The sequence below is a fragment of the Vibrio sp. QJM3NY_39 genome, from assembly GCF_057785895.1.
On record NZ_CM173505.1, the window covers coordinates 2,546,932 to 2,561,349 of the forward strand.

16 protein-coding genes, 1 other RNA gene and 1 pseudogene are annotated in these 14,418 nt (G+C 43.3%); 4 read left to right on the forward strand and 14 right to left on the reverse strand.

The genetic code is table 11. The features are described from left to right. Window positions 1-34 precede the first annotated feature (34 nt). The 4 genes from AC3CHU_RS11275 to AC3CHU_RS11290 all read right to left on the reverse strand — a co-directional run bounded on the left by AC3CHU_RS11275 (window position 35) and on the right by AC3CHU_RS11290 (window position 3,617). Complete coding sequence (locus AC3CHU_RS11275; protein WP_065205630.1) at window positions 35-649, reverse strand: LysE family translocator; 615 nt, start codon at window positions 647-649, stop codon at window positions 35-37. Window positions 650-780: 131 nt separating this feature from the next. Further along, window positions 781-1,098: a hypothetical protein gene (locus AC3CHU_RS11280; protein ID WP_016768495.1), complete on the reverse strand. Its 318-nt coding sequence runs from the start codon at window positions 1,096-1,098 to the stop codon at window positions 781-783. A 139-nt stretch (window positions 1,099-1,237) separates the two neighbouring features. Next, on the reverse strand, window positions 1,238-2,674 hold the full coding sequence (locus AC3CHU_RS11285; protein ID WP_488524577.1) for a lipopolysaccharide biosynthesis protein: 1,437 nt from the start codon (window positions 2,672-2,674) through the stop codon (window positions 1,238-1,240). 16 nt (window positions 2,675-2,690) lie between these two features. Continuing rightward, a complete protein-coding gene (locus AC3CHU_RS11290) occupies window positions 2,691-3,617 on the reverse strand; it encodes a glycosyltransferase family 2 protein (protein ID WP_016785722.1) in 927 nt (308 codons plus the stop codon). A 293-nt stretch (window positions 3,618-3,910) separates the two neighbouring features. Here AC3CHU_RS11290 and AC3CHU_RS11295 point away from each other — a divergent pair, with 293 nt between their 5' ends. Then, window positions 3,911-5,056, forward strand: coding sequence for a glycosyltransferase (locus AC3CHU_RS11295; RefSeq protein ID WP_488524578.1), 1,146 nt, complete (start codon window positions 3,911-3,913; stop codon window positions 5,054-5,056). A gap of 179 nt (window positions 5,057-5,235) precedes the next feature. Here AC3CHU_RS11295 and AC3CHU_RS11300 read toward each other — a convergent pair whose 3' ends face one another. The 6 genes and pseudogenes from AC3CHU_RS11300 to AC3CHU_RS11325 all read right to left on the reverse strand — a co-directional run bounded on the left by AC3CHU_RS11300 (window position 5,236) and on the right by AC3CHU_RS11325 (window position 9,492). After that, window positions 5,236-6,009 carry a ribonuclease H family protein gene (locus tag AC3CHU_RS11300; protein ID WP_016785724.1) on the reverse strand — a complete coding sequence of 258 codons (774 nt, stop codon included), beginning with the start codon at window positions 6,007-6,009 and terminating at the stop codon, window positions 5,236-5,238. 192 nt (window positions 6,010-6,201) lie between these two features. Then, complete coding sequence (locus AC3CHU_RS11305) at window positions 6,202-6,693, reverse strand: DUF2059 domain-containing protein (RefSeq protein ID WP_488524579.1); 492 nt, start codon at window positions 6,691-6,693, stop codon at window positions 6,202-6,204. A 108-nt stretch (window positions 6,694-6,801) separates the two neighbouring features. Further along, entirely contained in the window at window positions 6,802-7,176 is a 375-nt protein-coding gene (locus AC3CHU_RS11310) for a DUF805 domain-containing protein (RefSeq protein ID WP_016768489.1), read from the reverse strand. Between the two features lie 314 nt (window positions 7,177-7,490). Further along, window positions 7,491-7,820 carry an AzlD domain-containing protein gene (locus tag AC3CHU_RS11315; RefSeq protein ID WP_488524580.1) on the reverse strand — a complete coding sequence of 110 codons (330 nt, stop codon included), beginning with the start codon at window positions 7,818-7,820 and terminating at the stop codon, window positions 7,491-7,493. After that, window positions 7,817-8,551 (reverse strand): annotated as a pseudogene (locus AC3CHU_RS11320) (AzlC family ABC transporter permease). The gene AC3CHU_RS11315 and the pseudogene AC3CHU_RS11320 overlap by 4 nt, the downstream one beginning before the upstream one ends. A 107-nt stretch (window positions 8,552-8,658) precedes the next feature. Further along, entirely contained in the window at window positions 8,659-9,492 is an 834-nt protein-coding gene (locus AC3CHU_RS11325; RefSeq protein ID WP_029189447.1) for an AraC family transcriptional regulator, read from the reverse strand. A gap of 237 nt (window positions 9,493-9,729) precedes the next feature. On the opposite strand from AC3CHU_RS11325, the gene AC3CHU_RS11330 reads away from it, so the two are divergent. Beyond that, window positions 9,730-10,068, forward strand: coding sequence for a hypothetical protein (locus AC3CHU_RS11330; RefSeq protein WP_488524581.1), 339 nt, complete (start codon window positions 9,730-9,732; stop codon window positions 10,066-10,068). 51 nt (window positions 10,069-10,119) lie between these two features. On the opposite strand, the gene AC3CHU_RS11335 is transcribed toward AC3CHU_RS11330, so the two are convergent. Beyond that, entirely contained in the window at window positions 10,120-11,043 is a 924-nt protein-coding gene (locus AC3CHU_RS11335; RefSeq protein WP_488524582.1) for a DMT family transporter, read from the reverse strand. 216 nt (window positions 11,044-11,259) lie between these two features. On the opposite strand from AC3CHU_RS11335, the gene AC3CHU_RS11340 reads away from it, so the two are divergent. Beyond that, the gene (locus AC3CHU_RS11340; RefSeq protein WP_488524583.1) at window positions 11,260-12,324 is read left to right on the forward strand and encodes a bifunctional transcriptional activator/DNA repair enzyme AdaA; all 1,065 of its coding nucleotides are present in this window, start codon (window positions 11,260-11,262) and stop codon (window positions 12,322-12,324) included. Window positions 12,325-12,432: 108 nt separating this feature from the next. Here AC3CHU_RS11340 and ffs read toward each other — a convergent pair. After that, window positions 12,433-12,529: signal recognition particle sRNA small type (gene ffs, locus AC3CHU_RS11345), an RNA gene on the reverse strand. A 197-nt stretch (window positions 12,530-12,726) separates the two neighbouring features. Continuing rightward, entirely contained in the window at window positions 12,727-13,470 is a 744-nt protein-coding gene (locus AC3CHU_RS11350) for a VP0952 family biofilm-associated protein (RefSeq protein WP_017073556.1), read from the reverse strand. Between the two features lie 51 nt (window positions 13,471-13,521). Here AC3CHU_RS11350 and AC3CHU_RS11355 point away from each other — a divergent pair, with 51 nt between their 5' ends. Next, complete coding sequence (locus AC3CHU_RS11355; RefSeq protein ID WP_102450202.1) at window positions 13,522-13,824, forward strand: MGMT family protein; 303 nt, start codon at window positions 13,522-13,524, stop codon at window positions 13,822-13,824. An 84-nt stretch (window positions 13,825-13,908) separates the two neighbouring features. Here the strand turns inward: AC3CHU_RS11355 and AC3CHU_RS11360 are convergent, their stop codons facing one another. After that, the gene (locus AC3CHU_RS11360; RefSeq protein ID WP_488524584.1) at window positions 13,909-14,349 is read right to left on the reverse strand and encodes a YbaY family lipoprotein; all 441 of its coding nucleotides are present in this window, start codon (window positions 14,347-14,349) and stop codon (window positions 13,909-13,911) included. Window positions 14,350-14,418 lie beyond the last annotated feature (69 nt).

The window sequence follows — 14,418 nt, forward strand, 5'->3', positions numbered from 1 at the left end:
ATTCCTTCTATCCGTGTAAACAGCAGAACGAACCCTACTGACGGCTCACTAACAAATTCGCACCAGATAGAGCAAGAAACACAGAGCAGGCTTTATTGAAGCGCTTGGCCATTTGAGGTTTTGAAAACCAATTTCGTAGATATAAGCCAAAAGCAGCATAGATAGAAATAGCGAGCATTTCTAACACAAGGAACGTGCTTCCTAAAACAAAGAATTGAGCATTTACGTTCGCTGAAACATCGACAAATTGAGGAAGGAATGCGGTGAAGATAAGAATGGCTTTAGGGTTGCCAGCTGCGAGTGTAAACTCTTGTTTGACTAGGCCGAACCAATTTTTGTTACGATCAATTCCAACAATAGGGCTGGCTTGTGAGCGCCATAAGTTAAACGCAATCCACAATAAATACATGGCGCCAAACAGCTTGATGAGAAAGAACAAGGTTTCAGAAGTATAAAGCACAACGGCTAAGCCCGATGCAGCTAACGCGATCATGCCAGAAAAGGCAGCAATTCTTCCTAACCCAGCAACTAAAGCAGCTTGAAATCCATAACAGCGAGCGTTGTTCATTGATAACAAATTGTTTGGGCCTGGCGTCATGTTGAGCGCAAAACAAGCAGGGATAAACAGCAGCAACTTCCATATTTCCATTGGGGCTTCCTAGTTACAATATGCCAAGGTTATTGAATCGTTTAACCGCAATATTACCTTTTATAACAGCATTTGAAATCTTTTATAGTAACACTTGAAAGCTGTGCCAATACTCTGCCACACCCCTTGAATTAGTTTTCGAAGAATTGCTCGTATTCTGGAGTCGACAGGTTTTCCGCAACCCCAATCTCACCGACGATATAAATCGCACTCGCGAGAGTTTCTAACGTTTGATTCGGCTCGCGTTCAGGTACGTCGCCAACAACCGGAACAGATTTAGGTTCAGAGACAGAATTACAAACAACACTTTCACATACGATGTTTTGTTGTTCCAACGAGATGGCTTCTGGTACATCAAAGTCTCCCGCTGATAAATCAGAGTTAGAAAGGTCTAAGGCACCGTAAGAGAAGGTCGAAAACAGAGCTGAAAGTACAATCCACTTATTCATAATTCTTTCCATAGTTAATATTCATCAAACCTATAAATACTATCTAATCATAAACATTATGAACAGTGTTTTATTTAAAACTTCTAAGACTTTTGATTCACTGACTTAGAAACATTCAAGTTCTGAATAGGAGGTAATATCAACTTACCTGTGAAGGTTTGTTTGACGTGAACCTATCAAGTACCGCCTGAGGGATCATGATGACCGAGTATTTAATAAAGGCCACAAGCGTCATCACTGCCATAAAGCTTCCTAAAATAAAGTCATGAACATCAACGAGCACCAACCCGAGCAATCGATCACAAGTGACCGCAACTACCGCAATACTGAGCGCTACAATCCACTTACTGTGCTGATAAGGTAACGGCTCCATTGTTTGACTAACGAAATATAAAAGTAGTAATCGCAATATGTAAGTGCCACAGAGAACAACAATAACACCCCACACGCCATAAATGGGCGTCACGGTGACATAACCAATAGCGGCCAAGATCGCGCATCCGCCTTGAATCCACATTTGTGATTGACTTGAGTTTCCACTGAAACAGCCAAGATTCAAATAGTCACCTGCGTTCTTGATAACACTAATGGCAAGCAATGCGACAACAATCGTACCCGCATATTGATAGCTACTTGGCAAAATTAAAGCGATAAAACCTGGAACAGTTAGAATCATCAAAGCACCCAATACGATGGCAAAATTAACGCCGACTAAGGCTTTATCAGCACAATGTTTACTGCCGCCTGTTTGTTGAAGAATGGCGACACGGTTTGGGAACCACCAAAGTGCATAGGGTTGTAATAACAATCCGAGAATCAACGCAAATTTACCACTGACTGCATAAATCGCCAGCTCTTCGACTCCAACGAAACTTGCCATGACCCAACGATCTAAACCCGTGATCATGTACATTGATGCCCCCCCGACCAAAGCGGGTAACCCAAACTTCAAGATCTTAGTGGAGTATTTAAAACAACCAAATGTTCCCATCTCTTGCCATTGATAGCGGACTAAACAGATCATTAGCAGCACACTAGAGACTGCAGCCGAAATCAACACACCATCAATACCATATCCGGCCTCAAGCAGCGCAAAAGTCATGAAGGCTTGAACACCCGCTTTCAATACATTAAGCAAGCAGAATCGCTTCGCCATCGCGTTCATTCGCATTAGGGTAAGAGGAATAGAGATTGCCCCATCAAGCATCGTAGGAATAAGCAGTAGTAAAATTTGGTAGGGTTGAAATTCGACGGGCAACATTAAGAGTAACAACGGCATACTGAGCGCAATTAATAGCCCTCCTAGTACACACACCAAAACACTTAACGTAAAACAGTTCGAGATGAGTTCCCGTTTTTCATCGCCATCAACCACGCCCACATAACGGTACATTGCCTCAACGATACCAAAGCTAAACAATATCGTTCCAATATCGGCTAACAAAACAATCGCTTCTAAAGAACCGTATTCTGCTAGCGTCATTTTGTGAGTAATGTAAGGAATCATCACTAGTGATATTCCTTTCATCATCACAATACCAATGGCGTAATAGGCTGACTGTTTTAAAGACCCCATAGCAATCACCTGTTCCTTACCATGCGGGTGTTAGGAAACTCTTACAGTCACCGATTAGGTGTCGTAACGTTCGCTTTTGAGGGGCCATAACCAAAGATCGAAAGCTATAAGCAACCGCCTGTTTGTTGTGGTGTAGGCTTCGATAATAGTCAGCGTAGCCTTCTAGTATTCTCGCCTTTGCGATTTTAAAGCTAGAAGAAGGCAGGTTCCAACGTTCACTGCCATTTTGGTAACGCTGAAGAATAGTCTCTATAGACTGCAAATTCCTCAATTTGAAGCTTTCAGTTTGAGTGACGGAACTCGACCTCATTAAATAACCAACCTGCACTGAATTCAGCACACCAATCTGATGATTCTCACTTAGTCGAAGCCACAACTCCCAATCTTCCCCATACTTTATATCAGCATTAAAACTGTCTGTTTGAGAGAACACATCAGCTCTAACCATCACTGTCGATGTACCAATCACGTTGTTTTCAATAATGAACTCCAGTGGCTTTTCAATATTGAAGAACAACTCATCTTTCTCTTGGAACTGTGACCAATAGCTAAAGCAGTCAATAATCACTTGGTAGTCTTCAGTGAGATGTTCGTAATTGGTAAAACTCATCGCCAACTCAGGGTTTCGTTGATGGAACTCGATCTGTCGCTCGATTTTCTCTGGATACCAGAAATCGTCGGCATCTAAAAAAGCGATGAATTCACCGGTCGCCTTTTCAATCCCTAGGTTTCTGGCTTGAGGTGCACCTACACCCAGAGTCGCTATTTTAACTATGCGTTCGTCGTGTATGGATGCGAGATAAGTTGACGTTCCATCATTGCTGTTATCGTCAATAATGATTAATTCGATATCTTGATGAGTCTGTTTGAGTACGCTGCCGATTGCCTTCGGAAGATAGTCCAAACAATTATAAGTAGGAATAACAATACTAACTTTAGCCATAGTGACGCTCTCAAATTTATACGTTGTACAGCTACTTCTGCATATCCTGTGCCGAGCATTCCTCACTATTAAACTGGCTTTATATCAGCAGCCTACGTGCTTGTTCGCAAAATGACGACCAAGCGCTGCCTGCAGAAATACTCAAATCTCCAATTTGAATGCCATTTTGAGAAAACCAGTAGCAACCTAACGATAACCACAAGAAAACCATTAAGAAGCGCCGAAAAAATACTCTTTCATCTTGGTTCGTATCTTGCTTAATCCATTTTAGTGGCCAGTAAAAGGAGCAAAAAATGAAAAAAGTAGCATTTATAGCGCCTACCTACCCTGTACTGAGCGAGACATTCATTCAGACAGAAGTCGACTCCGTGAAAGCGTGTGGGCATCAGGTATGCGTAATGGCATTCGAAGTAGAAGAAAGTGAAAAAGCTTTCGACTATGACATCGTGAAAATTGGCAAGGATGTTCGGGCGGGCAAGATAACTAGCATCAACTGGGTGGGTTTTGTCAAAGCGCTTTCGTTTGTATCTAAGCAGACTAGCATGCCGAAGAAGTCACTTTTCGCTTATGGATTTAAGTTGGCGTTACAACTCGCAGAAAAAGACGTTAACCATGTCCATGCTCACTTCTGCCAACACACCACTGCCCACGCTATTGTCGCCGCTAAGCTTCTCAACATCACTTGCTCGTTTGTCGCCCATGGCCATGATGTTTACGAATTCGCTTACGATATTGAACATAAGATTACATCGAGCGATTTTGTGGTCGCGGTCTGTAAAGACATGCTCACCGACTTTAATCACATGGCAAAAGGTAATATTAAGCTCCTGCATTGCGGTGTAAATACCAAGCAATTTCAACTACACCCAAAGACCGAAACCAAGCAGCTTCGCTTTGTTTTCCTTGGAAGATTAGTTGAACAAAAAGGTATCCACTTTCTCATTGATGCCTTAGCACCCATAGCCGAGCCTCTGGACATTCATCTCGATATCGTCGGTACTGGAGATCTAGAGTCCCAGTTAAAAACGCAAGTCGAACAACAAGGGCTAACTCGAAATGTCAGCTTTCTTGGTTCAAAGCCTCATGGGTGGGTAAAAGAGCACTTACCGAGCTACGATTGTTTAGTCGCTCCTTTCTGCTTTTCAGAAACAGGTTGTGTCGATACTGGACCGTTAGTACTAAAAGAAGCCATGGCAGTCGGGACTCCCGTGATTACAACCAACATAATGGGCTGTAAGGAAATTGTCACATCTGACACCGGATTTTTAGTGAATGAAAAAAACGTCGAAGAGTTAAGAGAAAGCATAGAGCGTTTTGCGCAATTAAGTAGCGAGGACAAAACAGAAATGGGAATGATGGCAAGAACCAGAGTAGAGAAGCGATTTAACTCTCTTAAACAAGCTCAACAGCTGTCTCATTGGATAGAAAACCCAGTTTAAGATTATCTAAAAACACGTAAATAGATGTGAAATGAATTAGAAACTAGAAGAGAAAGACACAAACCATAGCGTTACATTGATGCGCACTGTAACGCTTAATATGGTATTAGTTTGGATAAAACTAGCCCTACGCTGGGCTAGACTTGCTTCCGTGATTAAAAACAGCTCGCCGAGCTTTCTTAACCCGCTCGCAACGCTAATATCTCAGTAAGATCGTCTGTCTCTGTATATCGATTCAGATCTTGTTCTTTAGAAGCAATCGCAACGATAGACATTCGGTCTGCAAGTTCATTACCTTCAATACCAACGTGACCGTTAACATGGTGGATAGTGATTTGAGAAGCGAGCTCTTGGTACATCGCATAAGCTGGCTTGATGATATCGAGGTTTTTGATTTCACCACCCGACTTCGTCCAACCTTTTTTCTCCCAGCCCGTTGCCCACTTAGTAATACAGTCAATCGAGTATTTTGAGTCACTATAAATTGCAACAGACAAGCCGGCTTGCAGTTTCTCTTTTGCAATTATAAATGCTTGCTTCAAACCTTGTAGCTCGGCGGTATTGTTAGTACCCATTGGCTGGTAAAGACCATACCACAACTCAGTTAAATCGTTGTTCTGGTACACCGCTAAGCCTGTACCGGCTTCACCTGGGTTTGGCTCACAACCGCCATCAGTAAAGATCTTGATATCAAAAGGCATATCAGTGATTTGTTGTTGAGAGAGGGGCGGAACCTTCGCTTTAGTCGCCTTACCCGCAGAGCTTGGCTTTGTAGCCGAAGAACCTGACGCAGACGACGTTTTACCACCGAAAGCAGATTCAGCCTCACCTAATGTAGGAAACGATTTGTATCTCGCACCAGCAAAGCCATCAACTTGCGATTTACACTCATTCCAAGTGGTAAAAATACCCGGTATACGACCTTTCCAAACCACATAATACTTCTTAGCCAAATTAACTCCTTACCAAAACCTTAAAACACGAACCCCACACCTAAAATGATTCAGCTGTGGGGACGCTATTATGCCTGATTACGTTCGCAACACATAAGTCATTACATGGAATACACACGGTGTTGTGAGAATAGAGGCATTATCGAACAAGTATAGAGCGTTAATTAGAATCACCAACCTGATGACTTCTAATTAGGAGCCTCTATGTGCTTTTAGATCTTGTTTTAGTTTGATCGTTAACTTTTGAACCTTAGGTATCACTTGCTGCATTAATGACTGAGTCATAACCATCGACTCTGTCGTCACAGTTGGCATTTTTTTCAGAATGCTTTTCCCATGTTCTGTTTTGTAGAAATCAATCATCGCACCGAGCTCATCTTCAGTGAATTGATTACTGTAGATCGTTACAATTTTTGGTTCCAGCTTTTGCCAACTGACCTCTTCTTTCATCAACTCGTTCATACTCTGATAGTAATCATCAAAGATAGCTCGTTCTGACTCCGAAACCTCTAGCTCTTTAGACATATTGGTCATCATGCTATCCATTTGAACGTATACCGCGTCCAACGTGGAATCGACATCCATGATCTGAAGAAGCTCTTGTACTAATGCTTGCTTAGTATCTTGCGCAGCCGATAATTTCAGAGGTACGAGTAGAAATAAGATTACGAGAAATCTGTACATTGTTAGGTCCTTATATCCTGTTAAATTAATTACGCGATGCGTTCGACATATAGATAGATCATCGAACACACCCTTAAATGCCGCGGATAACGCATCATATTGAGCAAATTAAACTTGGGTTACCGATCTAGGATTATCACCATACTTGTTTGCTCCTGCAGTACCATTGAATGCTAAGAAACATAGCATGATAAAAAAGCCGGCTACTGGAACAAAAAAGAGAAGTACCCACCATCCAGTCCTTCCCATATCGTGTAACCTGCGTATCGTGACTGATAAGCTTGGTAAGATGATAAATAAAGAGAACACCCCACTTAAAATTCCAATCGCAGAATTCGAGTTATACCAACCTAGCCCTTGATCTATGAGAGTTAAAACGAGAGTAATTACGACGCTTACAGCGAAAAAGTACCAGTACTCTTTGCGACGAGCTCTCCCTCGAAACTCCATAGGCTTCTTTAATACTTCAATAAACCAATTCATTTAAATCTTACCTAATTGCGAAATCTACATACGTAAAATAGCAACTCAACATGTTGAATTATTTGCAAATTTACTTTCTTTTGATCCATAAGTAAAACGAATTAAACAGCACGAAGTCATATAAAATCAATTGCATTCAAATAAGAAACATCATTCGGAAATGTTTAGGGAGGTAAGGACAGATCGCCTCTGAATAAAGGAGCACAGGTATTTATACTAAATTGAACCTAGGGGAACTCGTTTCAAGTAATGACTCATAAACTTGACACGAGGATAACTAATGCCGCGACACACCGTATCAATTGAGCTGCGTATTAATGGAAAAGGAAATCAACCACGACAAGGTTGTAGAACAAGAACACCGCCATGCTGACACCGATCGTTAGCAGCACATTGCCTGTTTTCCAGATCAATAAGCCTGTCACCACCGCACCAATCAAGTAAGGATTATCTAGACTTGGCCAAAATGTTTGTTCTGGTGCAAACACTATCGGCCCCCAAATAGCCGTTAATACCGCAGGGCTTGAATAACGTAGTAGACGCCTCGCTGTGCTATTTAGCCGAAGAGGAATTGTAGGTTCTAGAAACACATATCGACTGAAAAAAACAATCGCGGTCATGAGTACGATCGATAACCAAATCATGCAGACTCTCCTTCATTGGCTTGTTTCTGAGCGTTGTTGCGTTCAACAAATGATTCACTAATGAAGCCCGCCAACATACCTGAAATCGCAGCAATCATTAGCCCTCCTTCAACCTGATTGACCGCCATTGCCACAGAGGTCACCAATGACACCACAACACACACCACCGTTGGCAGTGTTCGAATCAAAGGAAAAACCAAAGCAATGAAAGTCGCGGCGACCGCAAAATCGAGGCCAATCTCGTTAAGTGATGGAATTTGACTACCTGCGACAATGCCGACAAAGCTGGCAATATTCCAAACGAGGTAAAATCCGCCGCCTACGCCTGCGGCATACCAACGATTAAACTCTTGTTGGGATTGCCCACTGCAAATCGCGAACAGCTCATCAGTGAGCCAAAAACCAAGCAATAAACGCCAACGAGCTGGCAGATGACTAATTTTGTCACGCATAGAGACACTATAAAGAAAGTGTCTTGACGTAATAAACAGCGTGGTTAACAACATAGTTCCTAAACCAATGCCCGCTTTAAACATACCCGCAGCCACCAGTTGAGCTGAACCTGCAAATAAAATGGCAGACATAGCCTGAGCTTAAAGCTGATTCAGTCCAGCATCTATCGCATACGAGCCCGCTAATATGCCCCACGGTATGACGGCAATACTTAACGGCATCGCTGCCATAACGCCTTTCCATAACTGCGTACGTTTATCCATTGTGTTGTTATCCATATTTTCCTAGTTCTCGTTACATTGGTTTTCCACTGTAAAAGAGCACTCACTTATTCGATTGTACAAATTTGCTTTATCGCCAAAGCACAAAGTTAAAAGCGATCAGATCAACGCATCTTAATATACTGACCTGGGGTGTAACCGTTGGCTTTCTTAAAATGTCGATGAAAATGGCTTTGATCGTGAAAGCCACACTCTTGAGCAGTGTCCGAGATCGAATGCCCTTGCTTTAGCAACTTACGCGAAAGCCTGAGTCGGGATTGAATTTGATATGCATGTGGCGGAAGACCAAATTCTTTTTGAAAGGAGCGCACCAAGTGAAATGGGCTTAAAGCCGCAAGCTTCGACAATTCTTCCAATGACACATCCGCTTGTGGAAAATCGTCTAAAAACTCTTTCACTAGAATAAGTTGCCGTTGAGTTTTTCCATCTAATTGAGGTTTAAGGCTCGATTTGCCATGTCGGCTAATCAGTTTAACCAACATCCCGTACATTAAGGTTTCTCTTAGCAGGCGATTATCTGATTCATCAATCGTGTTGAATACTAATCTGAGTTGATTGGCTAGTTCAGGATCTTCAACCACCGCTCTAGGGAAGTAAGGAGCCCCGTAATTCGGCAGATTGAGTTCCTGCGTGATTTTGGCAAGTTGTTCTGGCAGTGGATACATTGCACGATACGCCCAACCACCTTCGGTAGCAGAATGACCGCTATGAACTTCATCAGCATTAACCAGAATGATGGCATCTTGAGGCGCGACATGATGCCCTCCCGTTCGATAGAAGCGCTGAGCACCCTGCTCAATCACACCGAGAGTGTAACCTTCATGGCTGTGACGTGAGAAGTTCTGCTTTTCATATTCTGCATTGAGGATTTCAAGGCCACCGAGCTCTTCTGTGATCTTGTATTCGGCTTTCTCTTTAGAACGCTTTTTGTTATCCATAACCATCCCCAAGCCTTTTAATTATCGAGCGACTTATCAGTCTACTCTATAGGCTCTCACAACTTTTGTACAAAATTGCGCATTTGGTCGTTAATACCGTTTTCGTCGTTGGCTTAATAACGCTTTCTAACTGGGAGGAAAGTCTTGGTCTATAACTAGTTGGCGAGAAATTGACAAATTAGTGTGGCAATCATGGCAATACTCTCTTCTAATCATCGGCAACAGACCTGATACACCATGAAAAATACGCTAATCCTTTTCTTTTTCCTGAGCCTAACTGGCTGCACACACAATCAATCCAAAGCTTTAAGTATGAACGCCTCGTCAGTCAATACGTATCCTCAATCGATGTCGAACCTGCAACTGTGCGACACCTTGTATTACGGGCGCTCAAGCAACCAAACACTCGCAGCGATTGGCAGTGAGTTTAATCGCCGAGGGCTGTCAAAAAGTTGGTGTGATATAGAAACCAACAAGCTCTACTTAACAAAGACAATTGATTGGGTTGCTGAACAAGTAGAAGACAAAGAAGATTCAGACGAAGAAGCGTCTGCTGTTGTGTTGCCTGCGAATTAACGCCGTTTACTAAAAACGGCTTTGTGATGAAGATTGGGGGCGATATACCACTCAAGTCTTCGCCAGTTTAATACGGCGCCACAATCTTCCATCGATGGCCGACAAGCCAATAGCGATCAACAACATGCCAACAAAGTGAATAACTTCTAACGACTCATTGAGGAACAGAGAACCAAGCAAGATGGCGGAAACAGGCACTAACAAGGTAACGAGTAAAACATTGGTCGCCCCTGCCAGTTCTAGAATTTTAAAGTACAGAACATAAGCGACCGCTGTCGATAAAACTGCAAGCCCAGCGATAGCCGCCCATGTATATCCACTCATTGCTACAACATCAAGTGGGCCATCCACCATTAACGCAACAGGGGTTAAAACAATCGTTGATGCTGTTACTTGCCCTGCCGCTGTGATAATCGGATTGATCTCCATAGCTTTGAATCGACGACCGTACACTCCTGCAAAAGCGTATGACAAAGCAGCCGCGATGATTGCCAACTGAGCAATAAAACTGCCACCTCCGCTCAGAGCAGGCAACCCTATCATCACAACCACACCAACAAAACCAATGCCGACACCCACGAGTTTTAGCGGTGTTACACGCTCATCAGGTAATAGTATTCCTGCCACCACAACCGCGAAGATCGGTGTCGCTGCGTTAAGGATCGACGCTAGCCCAGACGCGATTTGAGTTTGCCCCCATACGATAAGCGCGAACGGGACGACATTATTAAGTAAACCCATTCCTAAAAAGGCCCCCCAAACACGCAACTCTTTAGGCGGGCGAAGCCCTATCATCAAAGCAATAATCCACAAAGTGATGGCAGCAATTCCCACTCTAAGCGCGACTATGGTTAACGGAGGAAGATCAGTAACCACAACACCAACGAAGAAGAACGATCCTCCCCATAGCATGGAAAGAACAATCAGCATTGCCCACACACGGGCATTCATTGAGATATTAATAGTCGATGTCATGGTTCAGTTCACTCTTAAATAATTGGTATATGATCAATCTTAGCGACCCACAGAAATACAAAACATCCGATTTTTGCGTTATATCTATATTGTTCAATCCAAGAGCGATTGAACCTCAAGTGCTTATAATAAAATTAGTTAGCAAGAAACGGATGGAACCATCACCGAACATGCGGTTAGATAGTGATAGACCAGTAATTAAGTAGAGATTAAGCCATGCCAATGCCACCAGAACTCGAAATGAGAAAAGCGATAGCCGTCAGAGACAAGTCTTTCGACGGGCAATTTTTCTATGGTGTTATCACTACGGGTGTTTATTGCTTGCCATCGTGTTCTGCGAGGCCTGCAAAACCTGAGAACTTGAGGTTCTTTGAAAGCATTGAAATGGCGATGTTGGCAGGCTTCAGGCCATGCAAACGCTGCCACCCTTTTCCGGGAAACTCTCGAGTGGAAAAATTGGTAGAAGTTGCACGCCACATTGAAGCGCACGCTGATGAGAAACTCACACTTTCTCGCTTAGGTGAAATTGCGGAATTATCTCCCTCACGATTACAAAGGCTGTTCAAGGAAGCATTCGGAGTGTCACCTAAAGCGTATCAAGATGCCGTTCGAATGCGTCACTTTAAGAGCTCTCTAAAACAAGGAGACGGCGTAACCGACGCCATCTACGCCTCTGGTTTTGGCTCAATCAGTCGTGTCTATGGAGAAGCAACTCGCAACATCGGTATGGCACCAAAAGCCTATCGAGCAGGAGGCGCTGGCGAAACAATCAATTATGCATGCCGCCAAACCTCACTCGGTTTCATGATGATGGCCGCGACCGATAAAGGCGTCTGTTTCGTGCAATTTGGTGACAATGAACAAGCACTATTAGAACAATTGAGTAGCGAGTTCCCAAAAGCCGAACTGACAATTTCTGCGTCACTAGATACGCCCGAGTTGGATTTCTGGATAGAAGCACTCGATCAACACATCAGTCAAGGCGCCCCAAGACCTGATTTGCCACTGGATATTCGAGGAACTGCATTTCAGATTAAGGTATGGCAGTTTTTATTGAGCATCAAAGAAGGCGATATTGTGAGCTATAGTGAAGTAGCCGATGAGATCGACAAACCAAAAGCCGTTCGAGCGGTAGCATCAGCTTGTGGTAAAAACCGAATTGGCGTGCTGATACCTTGCCATCGCGTTCTGAGAAGTAATGGGGAGCTAGGTGGATACCGTTGGGGATTGGAACGTAAACGCGCGTTATTAGATAAAGAGCGATTAGTACAAGACAAGTAAGCGCTAGAGTAGCTAATCAATAGACTTAAAGACGTTATTTAAAACTACAATTAAAAAGCTTGAGATAGCAAAAAGCCGCTCATTAAGAGCGGCTTTTTATATGGGTGGAAGCCCCAGCCACATCCCGGCACACACGTCGCCTGCTGCGGCTGCTCCCTTCCAGGCCTGACCGAGTTCACAAGTTAGTGTTGCGGGAGGACCAGAGCCTCCATAGATTCTTTTTCTAAGAGGCTTGCCTCAAAGAGTGATTGGATTATTAAGCATCGCAGCAACCATTGCAAGCTCTTCGACCCTATTTTTGAACAATTGCTGTCTAAGTGCTTATCCTTTATTCAAACCACTAGAAAATCGCAGGTAAATTCACCATTTACCTGCGTTCTAACGGCTTGAGTTTCTGTGGTGCTAGATATCTATATCTTCGTTATCTTCGGTGCGAAGGATGTAATCTGTCATCCATGCCGTGCCTAACAGGCACAACCAAACCACAAATACCGGACTTGGAACCTCAATGCTTGGAGTAATCACCAGAGCAGCAAAACCGACCGTTGGTAATGTCCAACACAATAGCTTATTCCATCGGAAGGTTTTCAAACGCGTCAGTGTTTCCATCGATGCCATAATGCCTGTAACACACAAGGCAACCAAAGCTGCATAAGGTAAGTCGGCTATCCACAATGGAAGAATCAAACCTAATGACCACCAGCTGTGTCGGCTGGCTGGTTTAAGGTGATTCGCTGCCCACCAAATCACAATGATCGACAAAGTCTGTAGTGTGGTAATCCAGGGAGCGCCATCAAGCTTACCTGCTGACTGCGTGACCATAATCCCGACTTGCAAAGTTGCTACAATCAAGCCAGAAATAATCACGACGGATAAACTACTGCGTTTTGAAAAGACCACCATAAGCAGTGGGAATAATACCCACGCACTGACAGACAGCGTGATGGGTTGTAAAGGCAGGGTTAAACCATAGGCAGTCATGGATGCGAGCAAAGCTAACCCTGCGATGCCTCCCTGCGGTAAGATCCATAAAGCAGGAATAACCATTGCAAGTACTGGGATGTCTCCCTCACTTAAACTGATTGCTCTCGCGCAAACAACCGCTAATAATGTGGTTATCAAGAACTGAAACGTTGAAAATACCATAGCCCTCTCCTTCTACCGATCCGTGGTATTAATGAACTAGGAACTTTTAGTATGGACCAATTTTTGCTCCAAATCTTTGCTGTGATTCACCAAATTCCATATGGGAAAGTAACAACTTATGGAGACATAGCACGTTTTTCAGGTTTTCCGGGCTATGCACGACATGTAGGTAGAGCATTAGGCAACTTGCCTGAAGGAAGTAAACTACCTTGGTATAGGGTGATTAACAGCAAAGGTGAGATCTCTTTGAAGGGTGATTCGTTTGATCGCCAAAAGAAGCATCTGGTCGAAGAAGGGGTTGAAGTGAGTGACGCAGGAAAGGTAAAACTCAGAATATACAAATGGCAGCCCTAGAGCTGCCATCAATTACATAACTAGTTAATCAGCTAATCAGCTAATCAGCTAATCAAGATGCCTTGATATGGCATCCATTCCTAGTTAACGAACACCAACCAAGCGCAAGTCTGCTTGTTGCGTGTTTTCTACATCAGTAATTACAGACTTAATTGTGTCTGTTGTGAAACGTAACTTACCGTCGACATGAATCGTTGCGCGCATGTTGTAACGGTGGTTAGCTTGAATTTTGTTGTTGTCGTAGCTCAATTCGAATGCGAAAGGGACTTGCTTACCATCAGCTGTGAATTCTTGAGTCGCAATCACCGTTGATGGTGCGTCAGCAAGTGAAATATCTTCTAGCGTTACGGTAATAACTGCATTCTCTGGCAATGCAATTCGTTCACGATAGCTTACTGTACCTGAAATCACTTGGGTATTCTCTGCAACGGCTTCTTGAGAAGCATTCATTTCTGATGTTGCTTGGCAACCAACCAATAGGCCAAACGATAATAAAGACGTAATAAAAATTAGAGCCTTTTTCATATTCAATTTCTCTCAACATGTTTGTCGGAATCGACAAATCTACGGCCTAATTATAAGAGAGCTTTCATA

Coding starts and splice junctions, on each gene's coding strand:
- AC3CHU_RS11275 (WP_065205630.1), bottom strand. CDS start 649: ATGGAAATATGGAAGTTGCTGCTGTTTATCCCTGCTTGTTTTGCGCTC.
- AC3CHU_RS11280 (WP_016768495.1), bottom strand. CDS start 1,098: ATGAATAAGTGGATTGTACTTTCAGCTCTGTTTTCGACCTTCTCTTAC.
- AC3CHU_RS11285 (WP_488524577.1), bottom strand. CDS start 2,674: ATGGGGTCTTTAAAACAGTCAGCCTATTACGCCATTGGTATTGTGATG.
- AC3CHU_RS11290 (WP_016785722.1), bottom strand. CDS start 3,617: ATGGCTAAAGTTAGTATTGTTATTCCTACTTATAATTGTTTGGACTAT.
- AC3CHU_RS11295 (WP_488524578.1), top strand. CDS start 3,911: ATGAAAAAAGTAGCATTTATAGCGCCTACCTACCCTGTACTGAGCGAG.
- AC3CHU_RS11305 (WP_488524579.1), bottom strand. CDS start 6,693: ATGTACAGATTTCTCGTAATCTTATTTCTACTCGTACCTCTGAAATTA.
- AC3CHU_RS11310 (WP_016768489.1), bottom strand. CDS start 7,176: ATGAATTGGTTTATTGAAGTATTAAAGAAGCCTATGGAGTTTCGAGGG.
- AC3CHU_RS11315 (WP_488524580.1), bottom strand. CDS start 7,820: ATGATTTGGTTATCGATCGTACTCATGACCGCGATTGTTTTTTTCAGT.
- AC3CHU_RS11325 (WP_029189447.1), bottom strand. CDS start 9,492: ATGGATAACAAAAAGCGTTCTAAAGAGAAAGCCGAATACAAGATCACA.
- AC3CHU_RS11330 (WP_488524581.1), top strand. CDS start 9,730: ATGAAAAATACGCTAATCCTTTTCTTTTTCCTGAGCCTAACTGGCTGC.
- AC3CHU_RS11335 (WP_488524582.1), bottom strand. CDS start 11,043: ATGACATCGACTATTAATATCTCAATGAATGCCCGTGTGTGGGCAATG.
- AC3CHU_RS11340 (WP_488524583.1), top strand. CDS start 11,260: ATGCCAATGCCACCAGAACTCGAAATGAGAAAAGCGATAGCCGTCAGA.
- AC3CHU_RS11350 (WP_017073556.1), bottom strand. CDS start 13,470: ATGGTATTTTCAACGTTTCAGTTCTTGATAACCACATTATTAGCGGTT.
- AC3CHU_RS11355 (WP_102450202.1), top strand. CDS start 13,522: ATGGACCAATTTTTGCTCCAAATCTTTGCTGTGATTCACCAAATTCCA.
- AC3CHU_RS11360 (WP_488524584.1), bottom strand. CDS start 14,349: ATGAAAAAGGCTCTAATTTTTATTACGTCTTTATTATCGTTTGGCCTA.